The sequence below is a fragment of the Dongia deserti genome (assembly GCF_003574735.1).
GTDB classification, from domain to species: domain Bacteria; phylum Pseudomonadota; class Alphaproteobacteria; order Dongiales; family Dongiaceae; genus Dongia_A; species Dongia_A deserti.
Genome location: NZ_QORW01000020.1, coordinates 53,983 through 70,292, shown reverse-complemented (window position 1 = coordinate 70,292; position 16,310 = coordinate 53,983). Strand labels below are relative to the sequence as shown.

Genomic DNA, 16,310 nt, shown 5'->3' with positions numbered 1-16,310 from the left:
ATGGAAGACCTCTGGCTGCAGACCGTTTCGATTCTGTCGGCAACGCTCCGCACCGCGACCCCGCTGGTGTTCGCGGCTATGGCTGGCATGTTCTCTGAGCGCTCCGGGACCATCGATATCGGGCTCGAGGGCAAGATGCTGGCCGGCGCCTTCGCCGCCGCTTGCGTCGCGGTGGTGACCGGCTCCGCTTGGCTCGCCCTGCTCGGCGCAATCCTGGTCGGCATCATGATGGGGCTGCTGCATGGCCTTGCTTGCATCACCTATCGCGGCAACCAGGTGGTGAGCGGTGTTGCCATCAACATCATGGCGGCCGGTCTGACGGTCGTGCTCGGTAACGCCTGGTTCGGACGCGGCGGACAGACCCCCGACTTGGCACCCGATGCGCGGTTCATGACGCTGCGGCCTCCGGGCTGGGAGTATGCGTACGACATTCCCATCATTGGCCCGGTCTACGCTTTCGTCATCGGCGGTCACAATCTGCTGGTCTATATCGCCTTCGCCGCCGTCCCGATCGGCTGGTGGGTGCTTTATCACACGCGCTTCGGCCTCAGGCTGCGCGCTGTCGGCGAGGATCCGAAGGTGGTTGATACCGCCGGCATCTCGGTCACCTGGCTGCGCTACCGTGCCGTCATCATCGCAGGGATCCTGTGCGGTTTCGCCGGCGCCTATCTGTCCATCGCGCAGAACGCAGCGTTCAGCCCCCATATGACCGCCGGCCGCGGCTTCATCGCGCTCGCCGCCATGGTGTTTGGTAAGTGGCGCCCGTGGCCGGCCATGTTCGCCTGCCTGCTGTTCGGCCTGCTGGACGCCATCGCCATCCGGCTGCAAGGGGTCAATTTTCCGGGAATCGGGCAGGTGCCGGTGGAGGCGATCCAGGCCTTGCCCTATATCTTGACCGTGGTGCTGCTGGCGGGATTTGTCGGGCGCGCGATGGCGCCGCACGCGCTGGGGCAACCCTATGTCAAGGAGCGGTGAGTGATGGACCAGCGCCTATTCGCGGCGGCCAGTGCCGCTATGGAGCGTGCCTACGCGCCCTATTCGAAATTCCAGGTCGGCGCGGCGATCCTGGCCGCCGACGGCCAGATTTACAGCGGCTGCAATGTGGAGAACGCGGCCTATCCGGTCGGCACCTGTGCCGAAGCCGGCGCCATCGCCGCGATGGTGTGCGACGGCCGGCAACAGATCCGCGAAGTGGTGGTGATCGGCCGTGGTGACGCGATGTGCACGCCGTGCGGCGGTTGCCGGCAGCGCATCCGCGAATTCGCGACGCCCGAGACGAAGATCCACGTCTGCGGACCGGAAGGTCTGCGCCGCACCTTTACCCGCGACGAGTTGTTGCCCGAATCCTTCGGCCCGGAGAATCTCTCATGAAGGAGGCGGCGGGCATCATTGCGGCAGCCAAGCCGGGCTTCAAGCCGAACGTCGGCATCATCCTCGGCTCCGGTCTAGGTCCGATGGCGCAGGACGTGACGGACGCCACCGTCCTCGACTATCGCGGACTGCCAGGCTTTCCACAGCCGAGCGTGGAAGGGCACGCTGGCCTCCTGTCGCTGGGCAAGATCGGTGAGACCGCGGTCGCCGTGCTGCAGGGGCGCGGGCATTTCTATGAACATGGCCGCGCGGACGCCATGAAGGTGCCGGTGCGCGCGCTACATGCGATCGGGTGCGAGACGCTGATCCTCACCAACGCCGGCGGCAGCCTCGATCCCGCAATGGGCCCTGGCTCGGTGATGATGATCACCGACCACATCAATCTGGTGCAATCCTCGCCGCTGTTCGATGAAGCCGGCAACAGCCGGTTCGTCGACATGGTGGGCGCTTACGATGCTGGCCTGCAGCAGCACGCTCGTGACGCAGCGCAGGCGACCGGTGTGATGTTACACGAAGGAATCTATGTCTGGTTCTCCGGTCCGCAGTTCGAAACAGCGGCGGAGATTAGGTTCGCGCGCATGGTCGGCGGCACGGCCATCGGCATGTCGACCGTTCCAGAAGTGATTTTGGCGCGCCAGGCCGGCATGAAGGTCGCGGGCTTCTCCATCATCACCAATTTCGGCGCGGGCATGAGCGATACGCCATTGAGCCACGAGCAGACGATGAGCGTGGCCGCGACCGCTGCAGTAGAGCTGCGGCGCTTGCTCAATCACATGATTGCAGGTCTGGGCGCCTGATGCTGCCGCAGGAAATCATCCGCAAAAAGCGCAATGGCGACGTGTTGAGCGAGGCCGAGATCGCGCACTTCGTCATAGGCATCACCGACGGCTCCATCACCGAAGGGCAGGTGGCTGCCTTCGCCATGGCGGTGTTCTTCCGCGGCATGGAGATGCCGGAGCGCATTGCCCTCACGCGCGCCATGATGCAGTCGGGCGACGTCCTCGACTGGTCGCGCGACGGGCTGAGCGGTCCGGTGATCGACAAGCATTCGACCGGCGGCGTGGGCGACAAGGTTTCCTTGATGCTGGGGCCCATCGCGGCGGCCTGCGGCTGCTTCGTGCCGATGATTTCCGGCCGCGGGCTGGGCCATACCGGCGGCACGCTGGACAAGTTCGACTCTATTCCCGGCTACCAGGCCCAACCCGACACGGCTTTGTTCCGGCGTGTGGTGCGCGAGGTGGGCTGCGCCATCATCGGCCAGACATCGAACCTCGCGCCGGCGGACCGCCGCCTCTATGCGATCCGCGACGTGACCGCGACAGTCGAATCCATTCCCTTGATCACCGCCTCCATCCTCTCCAAGAAACTGGCCGCCGGACTGCAGGGCCTGGTCATGGACGTGAAGTCCGGCAACGGCGCTTTCATGCCGACGCTCGACTCCGCGCGCCAATTGGCCGACAGCATCGTGCGCGTGGCGAGCGGGGCGGGGGTCAAGACTACGGCCTTGATCACCGACATGAGCCAGGTGCTGGGTCACGCCGCCGGCCACGTGACGGAGGTTATGGAAGCGATCGAATACCTGACCGGCAAGCGCCGCGATCCAAGGCTGGATGACGTCACACGCACGCTGGTGGCGGAGATGCTTCTGGTCGGCGGCGTATGCCAGTCTGCGCCGGAAGCCATGAGCAAGATCGATGCGGCACTTTCCTCCGGCCGTGCAGCGGAGATCTTTGGTCAGATGGTCGCGGCGCTGGGCGGCCCCGCCAATTTGGTGGACCGTCCAGGCGCCCATCTTCCCTCGGCGCCAGTGGTCAGGCCATGCACGCCGGTGGCGACGGGCCGGATTGCATCCATTGACACACGCGCCGTGGGTGTGGCGCTGATCGAGCTGGGTGGCGGCCGGCTCCGCCCGCAGGACAAGATCGACCATCGCGTGGGATTCTCCGATTTCCGCGCCCTGGGCGAAGAAGTGGGGCCACACCAGCCGATCTGCCTTGTTCACGCGGTGGACGGAGCATCCTGGTCGCGTGCTGCGGATGCCATCCGGGCGGCAGTCCGGCTGACTGGCGAGATGGTCAGGGTCCCGTCGCCCATTCACCAGCGGATTGCGGTAGACTGAGTCCATGCAGCGGCGTGCCATCATCCTGGTTCTGGATTCCTTCGGCATTGGCGCGACGGCCGACGCCGCACAATTCGGCGATGCAGGCGCCGATACGCTGGGCCATATCGCCCAAGCGTGCGCCGATGGTCGCGCCGACAAACCCGGTGTGCGATCCGGCCGGTTGCGCGTGCCGAACCTGGCGCGCTGGGGTCTTGGTCGCGCCGCCGAGATTTCGACCGGCGCGATCCCTCCAGGTCTGGAAGCCGATGGCATCGAAGGCGCCTATGGCTGTGCCGCCGAAGTGAGCAAGGGCAAGGATACGCCCAGCGGCCATTGGGAGATGGCCGGTTGCCCCATGCCGTTCGACTGGGGCTATTTCCCGCGCGAACGTCCGTGTTTCCCGCGGGAGATTATCGAGCAACTGGTCGGAGAGTTTCGCCTCCCGGCTATTCTCGGCGATTGCCATGCCTCCGGCACCGAGATCATCGTCGAACTGGGCGAGGAGCATATCCGGACCGGCAAGCCGATCTGCTACACCTCTGCCGACAGCGTGTTCCAGGTGGCGGCGCACGAGCAGCATTTCGGACTGGAACGGCTCTATCGCTTCTGCGAGCGCGCCAAGGAATTACTGGTGCCGCTCAATATCGGACGCGTGATCGCGCGGCCCTTCGTTGGAGAAAGCCCAGCCGATTTCCGCCGCACGGCGAACCGCCGCGACTACACCACGCCGCCACCCGAAGAAACGCTGCTGGATCGCGTCTCCGCCTCGGGCGCGGAGGTCTGGAGCATCGGCAAGATCGCCGATATCTTCGCGAATCGCGGCATCTCCAAGAAGCTGAAGGCGGAGGATAATGTCGGCTTGTTCGATCGCACCATCGACGCAATGACGGAAGCAGGCGACCGGTCGCTGGTATTCGCCAACTTCGTCGATTTCGATATGCTATATGGCCATCGGCGCGATGTCGTGGGCTATGCCGCCGCGCTGGAAGCGTTCGACCGTCGCCTGCCGGAGCTGGAAGCGCGGCTGCGGCCCGGCGATTTGGTGCTGGCGACCGCTGACCACGGCTGCGATCCGACCTGGTCCGGCACGGACCATACGCGCGAGCATGTACCTGTGCTGTTCTTCGGTCCCGCTGTGCCGGCGGGTTCCGTCGGTAAGCGGCTCAGCTTCGCCGACATGGGCCAGACCATCGCGCGGCATCTAAATCTAGCGCCGCTGGCGCATGGCCAGAACTGCTTCGCATGATCGATCTCGCGCCCCGCCGCCTTCGCAGCGACGACGGTCATTTGTCAGCAGACATGCGCGCGTCCTTCGAAGCCGACGGCTATCTGTTCCTGGAGAACTTCGTCGCGGCGGCTGAATGCGACCGCTTGCGCGCGCGGGCGCTCGAACTCGTAGAGGAGTTTGATCCGGCAGAGCATCGCACAATCTTCTCGACGACGAGCCGCGCGCATGCCTCGGCGGAGTATTTCGAGACGTCCGGTGACAAGATTCGCTTCTTCTTCGAGGAAGGGGCGTTCGATGCCCGCGGCGAATTGCAGCAACCCAAGGCGCTGTCGATCAACAAGATCGGGCATGCGATGCATGATCTCGATCCGGCCTTTGAGGCGTTCTCGCATACCGCAAAGCTCCGTGCGCTGGCCAAGAACCTCGGCGTCCGGGCGCCGCAGATCATCCAGTCGATGTATATCTTCAAGCAGCCGCATATCGGCGGCGAGGTGGTCTGGCACGTGGATTCCACCTACCTCTATACCGAACCGCTGAGCTGCATCGGCTTCTGGTTCGCGCTGGAGGACGCCACCATGGAGAACGGGGCGATGTGGTGCCTGCCCGGCGCTCATCGCATACCCCTCAAGTCTCGCTTCGTGAGGCGGAACGACACGCTGGTGACCGAGGTGCTGGATGACTCGCCCTGGCCGGAGGGACCGCGAGTCGGGCTGGAGGCGCCGAAGGGGACGCTGATCGTCCTGCACGGCCAGCTGCCGCACTATAGCGGGCCTAATACTTCCGATAGATCCCGACATGCTTATGCACTGCACGTGATCGATGGCGAGTGCCGCTATCCTGCCGACAATTGGCTTGTCCGCGGATCGAGGCTGCCTTTGCGCCCGCTATGATTGAGCTGACCCAAAGCTTTCATCTTTCGTTAAGCGCTCTGCGGTCGTAATGTCATAATTGCCTCGCTTACAGGTGCCGAGGGAACAGGCGTGCGAATTCTTTTGGCCGATGATCACGAACTCGTCCTGGACGGTTTCAAGGCGGTCATTGAGCGTCATATGCCGGAAGCCGACGTGGTGACGGCCCGCAGTTTCGATGAAGCCTTTGCGCTCGTCCTCGCGAGCGGCTGCCATGACGTGACGCTGCTCGACCTCAACATGCCGGGCATGCTGGGCTTGGAAGGTTTGAAGCGCATGGTCGCGCACTGCCCGAACTCGGCGGTCGCCATCATTACCGGCATGGTCACCAAGCCGGTCGCGAGCGCCGCGATCGCCGCCGGGGCGAAAGGCTTCATTCCCAAGACCTTGTCCGGCGACAAGCTGATCGCGGCGTTGCAAACGATCATGGCGGGCGAAGTCTATGCGCCGGCCGACCTGATGCGGAGCAGCGGCACGACCGAGGGACTGCAGGTCGTGGGCGCGGAAGTCTTGACGCCGCGTGAACTGGAGGTTGCTGCCATGCTGGTGAAGGGCGCGTCGAACAAGGAGATTGCCCGCGCGCTCGACCTGCAGGAGGTGACCGTCAAGCTGCACGTCCGCAATCTGTGCCGGAAGCTCGAGACCAAGAACCGGACGCAGATCGCAGTGCGCCTGGCCCAGCTCGGGCAATTCATGTAACCGCTTCCGGTCGCCGCAATTCGGCTGCCAGCCTTTCCAGTTCCTCCGCTTCCGGCACCGTCTCGAGCTGAACGACTCGCGGCGCTGCGCCGCTGTCTCGCAGCCGCGCCAGGACCGCTCCATCGCTGGACTGTGCCAGCACGATCGCATGGCATCTCGCACCCATCTCCGCGACCAGCTCCATGGCAGAATCCGTACTGGTCGTTGAGGCAACGCGCAGGCCGAAGCCCGTCAGCCGGCGGGAAAGCTCTTCGGCCGTCGCCTCGGAGGTGTGGATGACCAGGGCATCAAGCTCATCCTCATGCGCGTCGAGCTCCAGCGGCGCCCCGACTTCAGGCGCAATGCGCGCCGGCCACAGCAGTGTGGTAGTAGTCTGCCTGTTCGGGCAGGTGTCGACCATGATGACGCCGCCGGTCTCGATCATGAGCGTTCCCAGGAGCGCCATGGCGGCGACTTCCGCCGCTGCCTCGTCCGATTGGCCGATATCGAACATCCTGCCGACCAGATCGCGCGTCCAGCCATGACCCTCGAATTCGAAGCGCACGCGGCCATAGCGCCAGCTTGGACGCAAGGCGCCGAACTGGATCTTGGTGCGCTCCGGATCGATCGGATCCGACCAGATCTCCAGCCGGTGCCCGCTGATGGCGACGTCCGCGGCTGCTGTCGACGTTGCTCCGACGACGGAATCGACCAGGATTCGAATGCGGGCATCCTGCTTGCCGAGTAATGGAATCGCGGCGGCGCATAGGTGCAAGATGGCCTGGCCGACCTCCGCCTCGGTCGCGGTTACCTCCACGTCGCTACCGGACGGCACCTCCACCTCGATCTTGGTCGCGATGGCGGTCTGGGCGGAGCGGGCTGCTTCGGCTGCCATCTCCCCCAACCGCGTGATGTGCACCGGGTCGCCAGACCAGCCGAGCGCGGCGCCGAAGCTGCGGATATCGGCAAGAGCGGTCCTGGTCGCATCCCTGATGCGGGCAACCTGGCGGCGATGCAGCTCGCTCAAGCGCGTATCGCCGCACAGCAGCTCGGCATATCCTTGGACGGCGCCCAACTCGTTGTTCAGTTCATGGCAGAACCCGCGAAGCAGACTGCCGACGGACATCAGGTGCCCCATCCGAGCCAGCGGCACCGGCAGGTCCGAGCTTGGTGCCAGGTCGGCCGCGTCTCGCTCGGTTGTACCAGGATCGACCGCTTGCTCCGGTACCAACCGTTCCGTCGCCATGGACAGTGCGCGCGCCACCAGCACGGCGACCAATATCACGGCCGCTGCCCCGATCAGCAGAAGCAGGATGGCGAGCCGCAAATAGAAGCTGATGCCAAGAACGGTCGCCGGATCAGATGAGGTCTCGATCGCGGCGCTCGCCAGGCGCTCCTGCCACGCGACCAGCGCAATGGCCAAGCCGAGAGCGATCAAGGCGACGATTGCTCCAGCACGAATTGTCAGGCTTGCGGCACCCTTGCCGGTCATTCCTGCGAATCTCGTGAAGGCGCGCGAAGCACGTCGATCGCAGACTTCGCCCGCGTTACCGCGCTTTGCATGGCACTCGTGTGTTCTATGATCTGAGCCAGGTCCACATTGTCGCCGATAAGCCGAGTCGACAAGGCCGCCAGCTCGCGCAAGCCGAAGTCGAATGCCGACTCATGCAGCGCTCGCAAGGCGACACGCACCCCATCGGCATCGTTGGCACGGATCGCGTGCTGCGTACGCTCGATCTGTGCGTCGATCTCCTTGGGCAGGCGCTCGATAAGGGCCGCGAAATCGGCCTCGGACATGGCTCCCCTGAGCTCAGCCGCACGCTGCTGATCCAGCGCGACCGCCTGCTCTCCACCGTTCGCCGGCGAGGCCGCGCTGTTGGTCCAACGCGCGATCACTTCCTGTAGTTCTTCCAGGTGTAGCGGCTTGGCGAGATAGTCATCGAACCCCGCGGCCAGATACCGCTCGCGATCGCCGACCATTGCATTCGCTGTGACAGCAACGATCGGGGTGCCGCCATGGCTGCCGGGCAGGGCCCGTATGGCGGCGGTGGCGCTGACGCCGTCCATCTCCGGCATCTGGATGTCCATGAGAATAAGGTCGAGCGCCCGTGTCTGTGCGGCCGTCAGCGCTTCCCGGCCATTGCTGACCACCGTCGCGTCATGGCCCAGCCGTGTCAGCATCTGCGTGACGAGCTCGCGGTTGATCTCGTTATCCTCCGCGATCAGGATCGATGCGCGGCGATGCGGGCCTGAGACGGTGCCCCGCGGGATCGCCGCCGGTCGGTCGAGCGGCGAGGTGACGATCGTGCAGGGCAGGATGACGGTGAAGGTGCTGCCCTCATTCAACTTGCTTTCGACAGCGACGCTGCCCCCCAGCAGCCTGACCAGGCGTCTTACGATGGCGAGGCCAAGGCCCGTGCCGCCAAACCGCCGCGCCATCCCAGTGTCGCCTTGCTGGAACGGCTCGAACAGACTCGCCATCTTGTCACGATCGATGCCGATGCCGGTATCGGTGACGCCGATCCGGAGCTCGCAGCTGTCACCGCGCATCGCGCCGACGGAGGCATGTACCACCACTCCACCGTGCTGGGTGAACTTGACCGCGTTGCCGACCAGGTTGAACAGGATCTGGCGCAGGCGCGTGGGATCGGACTTGAGCCATTTCGGGACGTTTGGCGCGATATCGGTGCGCAGCGCAATTCCCTTGGCTGTGGCGCGTACCTTGAGAAGGGCGGTCACACCCTCGATCAGGCCCGCCGCGTCGAAGTCCAGCAGCTCCACCTCGGTCTTGCCGGCGTCGAGCTTCGACAGATCCAGGATGTCATTGATGATGGTCAGCAGCGTTTCCGCCGAATCCAGGGCGGTCGACGCCCATCTCTTCTGATCCTGATTGAGATTCGAATCCAGCATCAGCGATAGCATGCCGATGATGCCGTTCATCGGCGTGCGGATTTCATGGCTCATGGTCGCCAGGAATTGCGACTTCGCCGTGTTTGCGGCATCGGCGGTGCGGCGCTGCTCCTCGAGATCGCGTGCGAGGCCGGCCAGCGACGCCGCCTGATGGCGCAGCTCCTCCTGAGCGCTCAGCAGCTCGGTAACATCGGTATGGACGCCGACCACGCGCGTCACCCGGCCTTCATCATCCTTCATCTTGATGCCGCGCGTCAGGATGTGGACGTCATGGCCCAGCTTGTGGCGGAAACGCTGGACCATCTCGAAGCTGTCGCTGCGGTCCTCGAGGAAGTCGGTAAAGCGCTGCGCCACTCGGTCGCGGTCGTCGCGATGGACTAGTGCCGACCAGGTCGAAAGCGAGTGCGGAAGCTCGTGCTCGGCATAGCCAAGCTGTTCTTTCCAGCGTGGCGACAGCCAAAGTCGGTGCTCGTTCGGTCGCCAGTCCCAGATGCCGTCATTGCTGCCCAGGATGGCCAGGCTCAGGAACTGTTCCCGCTCGCGCAGCCGTGCCTCGATTTGCGCCTTGTCCAGGCTGAGCGCAGCTAGAAGCAGGCAGGTCAAGGTGAGGCAGGTCACGAAGCTTTGCAGGCTGACGAGTTCGGACAGGGTGTCATGCGCGCCCAGGAATCGTTCGCCAGACAATTTCGCCGTTGCCAGCGCGACCGCGGAGATGCACAGCGCGACGACGATCGAGACCCGCCGGGGGGCCCGCAGCGCCACCCACGCGACGATCGGAAAAACTATGTAGGCCGCTGCACCGCCGTGGCTCAGGTTTGGCCACATCACGGCCAATTGCAGCGCGGCAAAACCGAGCAGCGTGAGCAGGCCCGCCTCAACCCAGTTCTGGGTCGTGATCACACGTTCGCTATGATTGGTCAGGATGAGGATCGCGGGGGCGATGGTAATGATGCCGCCGGCATCGCCGGCCCACCAGGCCAGCACGTTGTATCCGTAGTCGGTCCAGGTGGTGACGCCGAGACTGCTGAGAACGTAGAGGCTGGCGAGCGCGTTCAACAATGTGCTGATCGGCGCGCCGACAAGGACCAGGGCCGAAATATCGCGCAACCGCTGCAGGGAGCTGTCGAAGCCGACCAGGCGCAACAGCAAAATGGCGATCAGCGGCTCCGTGATGGTTAGGCCCGGCATGAGCACGGATATGAACGGCGATGTGCTCCCGTCGATCAGATTGGATGCTGCCGCGCCCACCCAGATCGGAACGATCGCCCGCATGCCGAACCGCAGCAGGATGGCCAGGGCAAACCCGCTTGGCGGCCAGACCACCGAAATCCCGGTGTCCAGGGCGAACGCCATTCCCACCCCGAAGCACAGGACGTAACCGGCAGCGATCATCGCGCCGCCCGTCAATGCGCGGACGCTGAGTGGATCGCTCCACGCCGTTCTGCCGATTTCCGCCTGCGTTGCCAAACTAGCCTAAGCCTCGTCAATCAACCGCTGGAACATCATTCAACGGCGCCCCAACCGTGGCAACCACGAATAAGGGGCCAACCTGCTCCGGTTGCCTGCATTGGGCGTTGGAGGCATGCTTGGGTCGTGAAGGACGCGACGGAGGCTGGCCGTTGCCTTGATCAGAAAGCGACGCCGGGACCCCGAACCAGGACGCTCCCGGAATGACGGGAACGGGGCCGCGTGCTAGCCTCCGCGCCATGAAGACCAAGCTCATAGCTCAGGAATTGTCATCCGGCGAGCTGCCGCCCGATCCGGTCGCTTGGTGTCGTGCGTTCGCGGATCGGCCCGGCTTGGCCCTGTTCGATAGCGCGCTGAAGGATGAGCGCCTCGGCCGCTATTCCTTCCTCGGGATCGACCCCTTCGCGCGGGTCGAGGCGGACCGCGCCGGCGTGCGGCTGAACGGTGCCGAGATTGGCAGCGATCCGTTCGCAGTGATAGGCGAGCTGTTCGAGCGCTACAGCGTCGAGCATCGGCCTGATCTGCCGCCGTTCCAGACCGGCCTCGCCGGATATTTCGGCTATGGCCTGCGCCACCATGTCGAGCAGGTGCCGGCTCACGGCCGCTCCGATATCACCTGGCCCGATCTCATGCTCGGTCTCTACGACCTCGTGCTCGCCGTCGATCACGTGGAAGGGCGCGCCTGGTTGCTGGCGAGCGGCTATCCGGAGACGTCGCCGGCCGCGCGCCATGAACGCGCCGAGGCGCGGATCGGCTGGGCCCGCGAGCGGCTGCGCCGCACATCACACACATCGCCAGCAGCGTCTTGGGCGATTGCGGCAAAGCCGGATCTCGCTCCAGCGGAGTTCAAGCAAGCCGTGCGTCGCACCATCGACTACATCGAAGCGGGCGACATCTATCAGGCCAACATCACCCAGCGCTTCCGCGCCAGGCTGCCGTCGGGGTTCGACCGCCTGTCGCTCTATCAGGCGCTGCGCACACGCAACCCGGCGACCTTCAGCGCCTACCTCGATTTCGGCGCGACCGGCATTCTCTCATCCTCGCCCGAGCGCTTTCTGAAAGTGTCCGATCGCAGGGTGGAGACGCGGCCGATCAAAGGCACGCGCCCGCGCGGTCGCGGACCGGCCGAGGACAAGGCGCTCGCCGCGGAGCTCCTGGCGAGTGCCAAGGACCGCGCCGAGAACCTGATGATCGTTGATCTGCTGCGCAACGATATCAGCCGCGTCTGCAGGATCGGCTCCGTGAAGGTGCCGACGTTGTTCGGCCTCGAGAGCTATGCCACCGTGCATCACCTGGTATCCGTCGTGACCGGCGAGTTGGCGGAAGGGCGCAGTGCCGCCGATCTGCTGCGCGCCTGCTTCCCCGGCGGATCGGTCACCGGCGCGCCGAAGATCCGGGCCATGGAAATCATCGCGGAGCTGGAGCCGACCTCGCGCGGGCCATATTGCGGTTCGATCGGTTATCTCAGCGCCGATGGCGGGATGGACAGCAACATCGTCATCCGCACCTATTGCATCCAGGGGCAGGATCTGACCCTCCAGGTTGGCGGCGGCATCGTCGCGGATTCCGATCCGCAGGCGGAATACGAGGAGAGCCTCGCCAAGGCCAAGGCGCTGATCGAGGTCCTGGCGCAAGGCGGCGTTCAGCCCGCCCACGGATCGGCGGCATGATCTGGCTCAACGGCCGCCTGGTTCCACGCGAGCAGGCGCGCATCGACATCGCCGACCGCGGGCTGCTGCTAGGCGATGGATTGTTCGAGACGCTCCGTGTCTATCGCGGACACGTTTTCAAGCTCGAAGACCATCTGGGGCGTCTGGCGCGCGGGGCGGCGGAGCTTGGCATTCCGTTGCCGCTCGACGTGCCGGACATTGCCTCCGCCGTGCACGAGACGCTGGAAGCGCATCATCTCGATGCCGCGTCTGCCGCACTGCGCGTCACGCTCACGCGTGGGCCGGGCCAACGGGGGCTGCTGCCGCCGGAAGATCCCAATCCCAATCTTATTATTTCGGTTTCTCCCTATCATCCGGCCGCGACCGAAGGTGGCTTTGCCGTCCTGACGTCCAAGCGCGCCCGACGCAACGAAGGCTCGCTGACGGCACGCCTGAAGACCCTCGGCTATCTCGACAACATCGTGGCGCAAGCGGAGGCGGCCGCGGAAGGCACCGATGAGGCGCTGCTGTTGAACAACAAGGGTACGATCGCCTGCGGCGCACGCAGCAACCTGTTCGCGGTGATCAAGGGCACGCTGCTGACGCCGACGATCGAGGAAGGCGCCTTGCCCGGCATCACACGGGCCACTGTTCTGCATCTCGCCAAGGAGCTGGCTGTGCAGGTGACAGAGACGCGCATCAGCCACGGCGACCTTGCCAAGGCCGAAGAGGCCTTCCTGACCAACTCGCTGCTGGAGATCGTGCCGATCCGCCGCTTCGAGAGCTGGGACGTGGCGAGCGGAACCGTGACACGTCGTCTCAGCGAAGCCTATCGCGCGCTGACGCCGCGTTAGGTCCGTTCTTTTTCCGTCATCACCGGGCGCCGGCGCAAACCGTCGGACCCCGGTGATCCAAGTCTGTAAGCGCGACTCTGACGCAAATTTGGATGGCCGGGTCTTCGCCCGGCCATGACGGAAGAGGGAGTTAGCGGACGACAGAGCCCCACAGGTCGTACTCATCGGCCCGGGTGATCTTGGCCTGCATCAGGTCGCCCGGCTTCAGCTTGGTCTCGCCGTCGAGATAGACATTGCCGTCGATCTCCGGCGCGTCGGCGGGGGAGCGGCCGGTGGCGCCGTCCTCGTCTACCTCGTCGATCAGGACGGGCAGGGTACGGCCGACCTTGTTCGCCATCCGGCGTTCGCTGATCTGGCGCTGTGCTTCCATGAAGCGGTCGTAGCGGTCCTGCTTCTCATCTTCGTCGACCAGCTCGGCGATTTCGTTCGCCTTGGCGCCTTCCACCGGTTCGTATTTGAAGCAGCCGACGCGGTCCAGCTCGGCCTCGTGCAGCCAGTCCAGCATTTCGTCGAACTCTTCCTCGGTCTCGCCGGGGAAGCCGACGATGAAGGTCGAGCGTATGGTGAGGTCGGGGCAGATCTCGCGCCACCTCTGGATGCGCCCCAAAACCTTCTCCTGGTTGGCCGGCCGGCGCATCGCCTTGAGGATGCGCGGGCTGGCATGCTGAAACGGGATGTCGAGATAGGGCAGGATCTTGCCCTCCGCCATCAGCGGCAGGACCTCATCGACATGCGGATAGGGATAGACGTAATGCAGCCGCACCCAGATGCCGAGCTGACTCAAAGCCTCGCACAGCTCCGTCATGCGCGCTTTCACCATCTGGCCGCGCCACTTGCTCTCAGCGTACTTCAGATCGACGCCGTAAGCGCTGGTGTCCTGTGAGATGACGAGCAGCTCCTTGACGCCGGCCTTGGCCAAGTTCTCCGCCTCGATCAGCACCTCGCGCGCCGACCGGCTGACCAGGTCCCCGCGCAGGCTGGGGATGATGCAGAAGGTGCAGCGATTGTTGCAGCCCTCTGAAATCTTGAGATAGGCGTAGTGCCGCGGCGTCAGGCGCAAGCCTTGCGGCGGCACCAGATCGACGAACGGATCGTGCTTCGGCGGCACCGCCTTGTGCACCGCGCTGACCACGGATTCGTATTGCTGCGGACCGGTCACCGACAGCACGCCGGGATGCACCGCGCGGATCGCCTGCTCGTTGCCGCCCATGCAGCCGGTGACGATGACCTTGCCGTTCTCCTTCAGCGCCTCGCCGATTGCATCGAGTGATTCTTGTTTGGCGCTGTTGAGGAAGCCGCAGGTGTTGACGATCACCACGTCGGCGCCGTCATAGGAATCCGAGACGACATAGCCCTCCGCCCGCAGCTTGGTCAGGATCCGCTCGGAATCCACCAACGCCTTCGGACAGCCGAGGCTGACGATGCCGACCTTGGGGGCGGCCTTGGACGCACTTTGTTTCATCAGGACCTGAAAGCGTGAGGGCGGCCCGCTGCCGCCCGAATTCGCCGGCGGTCGTATCGCGAAACCTGGACTGGTGCAAGCGTAGGCCGCGCAAGGCAGCTATCCCGCCCCAGCAGCCTCATCGGTGGCTTAACCCTGCTGCGGCAAGGCTTTGCGTTTGAAGGAAATTCCAGAAGCAGCGCCACTCGCCAGCGCAACCCCGGCACCCACCATCAGGACTGCCGCAATCGTCACCCCGTCCGGCCATTCGGCGAGGGTGAGGGCCGCGATCACTGCCGTCAGGGCAGGTGTCAGGGACACGAACGCTGAGGCCTTGGAGGCGCCCAGGACCGACACCGCATAGCCATAGGCTGCTAGGGCCAGCAAGCCGGACAAGATACCCTGGGCGAAGCCCTGGGTGGCCACGGTCTGCCAGGGGATGTCCCATAGGCGCGGACCGCCCTGGATTGCGTCGACGGCGATCATGACGACGACGGAGACCGCGTTGATCAGCACCGCCGCCTGCCAGGCCGTCAGTCCGGAGCGCTTGAAAGCCAGGGTGAAGCAGGCCCACGAAGCCGCTGAAAGCAGCAGCAAAGCGTGGCCTCGCCAGTCGCCGGCGCCAGCTTCGAGCAGACCAGCCCCACCCAGGGCGAGAACGCCGGCCAGAACCAGGCCGTAGCCCACCAGCCGGGCGCCGCCGAAGCGTTCTCCGAACAGCAGGACGGAGAACAGGGCGACGAACATCGGCATGACGCCAGGCAGCATGATTCCAACATGCGCCGCCGGGGCGAAGGTCATGCCCAGCGAGCAGATCAGGAAGAACGGCGCCCCCGACCCGCAGATCATGATCGCGCATTTCGCCCAACCGGCACGCCTGTACGCTCCTCCGCTGCGCAGCAGGAGGGGCAACATGATTACGGTGGGGATGGAGTAGCGGAGAAGACCGAGGGTCACAGGCGGCACGTCCGTCGTGACGCCGTGGCGGGTGAACACGATCCAGCCACTCCAGATCAGCACTGAGGACAAGGCTGCCAGCGACCCCACCAGCATCGGTTTTGATGAAATGCCTGTCATCCGCTGCATGGCGCATGTTCCTGCCAATTTCGGCTCTCAGGCTGGAACATATGGCGGATACTGCGCAAAAATCATTGCGAAGATGGCGCAATACGCTATCGTTGCAGCAACAAAGTAGCGGAGAAATTCAGTTTGGCAGCTGAAAATGCCTCAGCAGGGCTCGACGCCCTGGACAGCAAGATCCTGGCGGCGCTGCAACAGGATGGCCGGTTGAGCAACGTGGAGTTGGCTGAGCGGGTCGGCCTCTCGCCCTCGCCCTGCCTGCGCAGGGTGAAGCGCCTGGAGGAGGAGGGCTACATCGCCGGCTACAAGGCGAAGGTGGATCGGCGGCGTCTTGGCCTCGGCATGACGATCTTTATCGGCGTGAAGGTCGACGGCCACCGCGACTACAACGCCCGGGCTTTCCAGGAAGCCATGCAGGCGCTGCCGGAGGTGGTGGCGTGCCACATGGTCTCGGGCGAGGCCGATTTTCTGTTGGAGGTGGTTGTTGCAGATTTAGCCGCTTACGACGCGTTCCTGTCACGGACTCTGCTCACCATGCCCATGGTGCGCGACATCCGCAGCAACTTCGCGATCCGCACCGTGAAGTCGGATGGCGCCCTGCCCGTCACGGGACGGTGAGCGTG

Annotated in this window: 14 protein-coding genes; 10 read left to right on the top strand and 4 right to left on the bottom strand. The window is 64.7% G+C overall.

Annotation, left to right across the window (positions count from 1 at the left end):
- The 7 genes from DTX69_RS24655 to DTX69_RS24625 all read left to right on the top strand — a co-directional run bounded on the left by DTX69_RS24655 (position 1) and on the right by DTX69_RS24625 (position 6,307).
- Complete coding sequence (locus DTX69_RS24655) at positions 1–975, top strand: ABC transporter permease (RefSeq protein ID WP_119304243.1); 975 nt, start codon at positions 1–3, stop codon at positions 973–975.
- A gap of 3 nt (positions 976–978) precedes the next feature.
- On the top strand, positions 979–1,371 hold the full coding sequence (locus DTX69_RS24650) for a cytidine deaminase (protein WP_119304242.1): 393 nt from the start codon (positions 979–981) through the stop codon (positions 1,369–1,371).
- The gene (locus DTX69_RS24645; RefSeq protein ID WP_119304241.1) at positions 1,368–2,168 is read left to right on the top strand and encodes a purine-nucleoside phosphorylase; all 801 of its coding nucleotides are present in this window, start codon (positions 1,368–1,370) and stop codon (positions 2,166–2,168) included. The genes DTX69_RS24650 and DTX69_RS24645 overlap by 4 nt, the downstream gene beginning before the upstream one ends.
- Positions 2,168–3,490, top strand: coding sequence for a thymidine phosphorylase (gene deoA, locus DTX69_RS24640; RefSeq protein WP_119304240.1), 1,323 nt, complete (start codon positions 2,168–2,170; stop codon positions 3,488–3,490). Before DTX69_RS24645 ends, deoA begins: the two co-directional genes overlap by 1 nt.
- A 4-nt stretch (positions 3,491–3,494) precedes the next feature.
- Positions 3,495–4,718 (top strand): phosphopentomutase, encoded by a 1,224-nt coding sequence (locus DTX69_RS24635; protein WP_119304239.1) that lies wholly within the window; start codon positions 3,495–3,497, stop codon positions 4,716–4,718.
- A gap of 53 nt (positions 4,719–4,771) precedes the next feature.
- The gene (locus DTX69_RS24630) at positions 4,772–5,590 is read left to right on the top strand and encodes a phytanoyl-CoA dioxygenase family protein (protein WP_119304279.1); all 819 of its coding nucleotides are present in this window, start codon (positions 4,772–4,774) and stop codon (positions 5,588–5,590) included.
- Between the two features lie 90 nt (positions 5,591–5,680).
- Entirely contained in the window at positions 5,681–6,307 is a 627-nt protein-coding gene (locus DTX69_RS24625; protein WP_119304238.1) for a response regulator transcription factor, read from the top strand.
- Here the strand turns inward: DTX69_RS24625 and DTX69_RS24620 are convergent.
- Both DTX69_RS24620 and DTX69_RS24615 read right to left on the bottom strand, forming a co-directional pair.
- On the bottom strand, positions 6,300–7,778 hold the full coding sequence (locus tag DTX69_RS24620) for a hypothetical protein (RefSeq protein WP_119304237.1): 1,479 nt from the start codon (positions 7,776–7,778) through the stop codon (positions 6,300–6,302). The genes DTX69_RS24625 and DTX69_RS24620 overlap by 8 nt on opposite strands.
- Positions 7,775–10,663, bottom strand: coding sequence for an MASE1 domain-containing protein (locus DTX69_RS24615; protein ID WP_162917530.1), 2,889 nt, complete (start codon positions 10,661–10,663; stop codon positions 7,775–7,777). Before DTX69_RS24615 ends, DTX69_RS24620 begins: the two co-directional genes overlap by 4 nt.
- Positions 10,664–10,902: 239 nt before the next feature.
- On the opposite strand from DTX69_RS24615, the gene pabB reads away from it, so the two are divergent.
- A complete protein-coding gene (gene pabB / locus DTX69_RS24610) occupies positions 10,903–12,333 on the top strand; it encodes an aminodeoxychorismate synthase component I (protein WP_119304235.1) in 1,431 nt (476 codons plus the stop codon).
- On the top strand, positions 12,330–13,166 hold the full coding sequence (locus tag DTX69_RS24605; RefSeq protein ID WP_119304234.1) for an aminotransferase class IV: 837 nt from the start codon (positions 12,330–12,332) through the stop codon (positions 13,164–13,166). The genes pabB and DTX69_RS24605 overlap by 4 nt, the downstream gene beginning before the upstream one ends.
- 130 nt (positions 13,167–13,296) lie before the next feature.
- Here the strand turns inward: DTX69_RS24605 and rimO are convergent, their stop codons facing one another.
- On the bottom strand, positions 13,297–14,628 hold the full coding sequence (rimO, locus tag DTX69_RS24600) for a 30S ribosomal protein S12 methylthiotransferase RimO (RefSeq protein WP_119304233.1): 1,332 nt from the start codon (positions 14,626–14,628) through the stop codon (positions 13,297–13,299).
- Positions 14,629–14,757: 129 nt separating this feature from the next.
- The gene (locus tag DTX69_RS24595; RefSeq protein ID WP_119304232.1) at positions 14,758–15,693 is read right to left on the bottom strand and encodes a DMT family transporter; all 936 of its coding nucleotides are present in this window, start codon (positions 15,691–15,693) and stop codon (positions 14,758–14,760) included.
- A gap of 123 nt (positions 15,694–15,816) precedes the next feature.
- On the opposite strand from DTX69_RS24595, the gene DTX69_RS24590 reads away from it, so the two are divergent.
- Positions 15,817–16,305: an Lrp/AsnC family transcriptional regulator gene (locus DTX69_RS24590; RefSeq protein ID WP_119304231.1), complete on the top strand. Its 489-nt coding sequence runs from the start codon at positions 15,817–15,819 to the stop codon at positions 16,303–16,305.
- The last annotated feature ends 5 nt before the right edge of the window (positions 16,306–16,310 follow it).

What these genes read in the sequence shown, in the direction of transcription:
- DTX69_RS24655 (WP_119304243.1), top strand. Translation starts at nt 1, where the DNA reads ATGGAAGACCTCTGGCTGCAGACCGTTTCGATTCTGTCGGCAACGCTC.
- DTX69_RS24650 (WP_119304242.1), top strand. Translation starts at nt 979, where the DNA reads ATGGACCAGCGCCTATTCGCGGCGGCCAGTGCCGCTATGGAGCGTGCC.
- DTX69_RS24645 (WP_119304241.1), top strand. Translation starts at nt 1,368, where the DNA reads ATGAAGGAGGCGGCGGGCATCATTGCGGCAGCCAAGCCGGGCTTCAAG.
- deoA (WP_119304240.1), top strand. Translation starts at nt 2,168, where the DNA reads ATGCTGCCGCAGGAAATCATCCGCAAAAAGCGCAATGGCGACGTGTTG.
- DTX69_RS24635 (WP_119304239.1), top strand. Translation starts at nt 3,495, where the DNA reads ATGCAGCGGCGTGCCATCATCCTGGTTCTGGATTCCTTCGGCATTGGC.
- DTX69_RS24630 (WP_119304279.1), top strand. Translation starts at nt 4,772, where the DNA reads ATGCGCGCGTCCTTCGAAGCCGACGGCTATCTGTTCCTGGAGAACTTC.
- DTX69_RS24620 (WP_119304237.1), bottom strand. Translation starts at nt 7,778, where the DNA reads ATGACCGGCAAGGGTGCCGCAAGCCTGACAATTCGTGCTGGAGCAATC.
- pabB (WP_119304235.1), top strand. Translation starts at nt 10,903, where the DNA reads ATGAAGACCAAGCTCATAGCTCAGGAATTGTCATCCGGCGAGCTGCCG.
- DTX69_RS24605 (WP_119304234.1), top strand. Translation starts at nt 12,330, where the DNA reads ATGATCTGGCTCAACGGCCGCCTGGTTCCACGCGAGCAGGCGCGCATC.
- rimO (WP_119304233.1), bottom strand. Translation starts at nt 14,628, where the DNA reads ATGAAACAAAGTGCGTCCAAGGCCGCCCCCAAGGTCGGCATCGTCAGC.
- DTX69_RS24595 (WP_119304232.1), bottom strand. Translation starts at nt 15,693, where the DNA reads ATGCAGCGGATGACAGGCATTTCATCAAAACCGATGCTGGTGGGGTCG.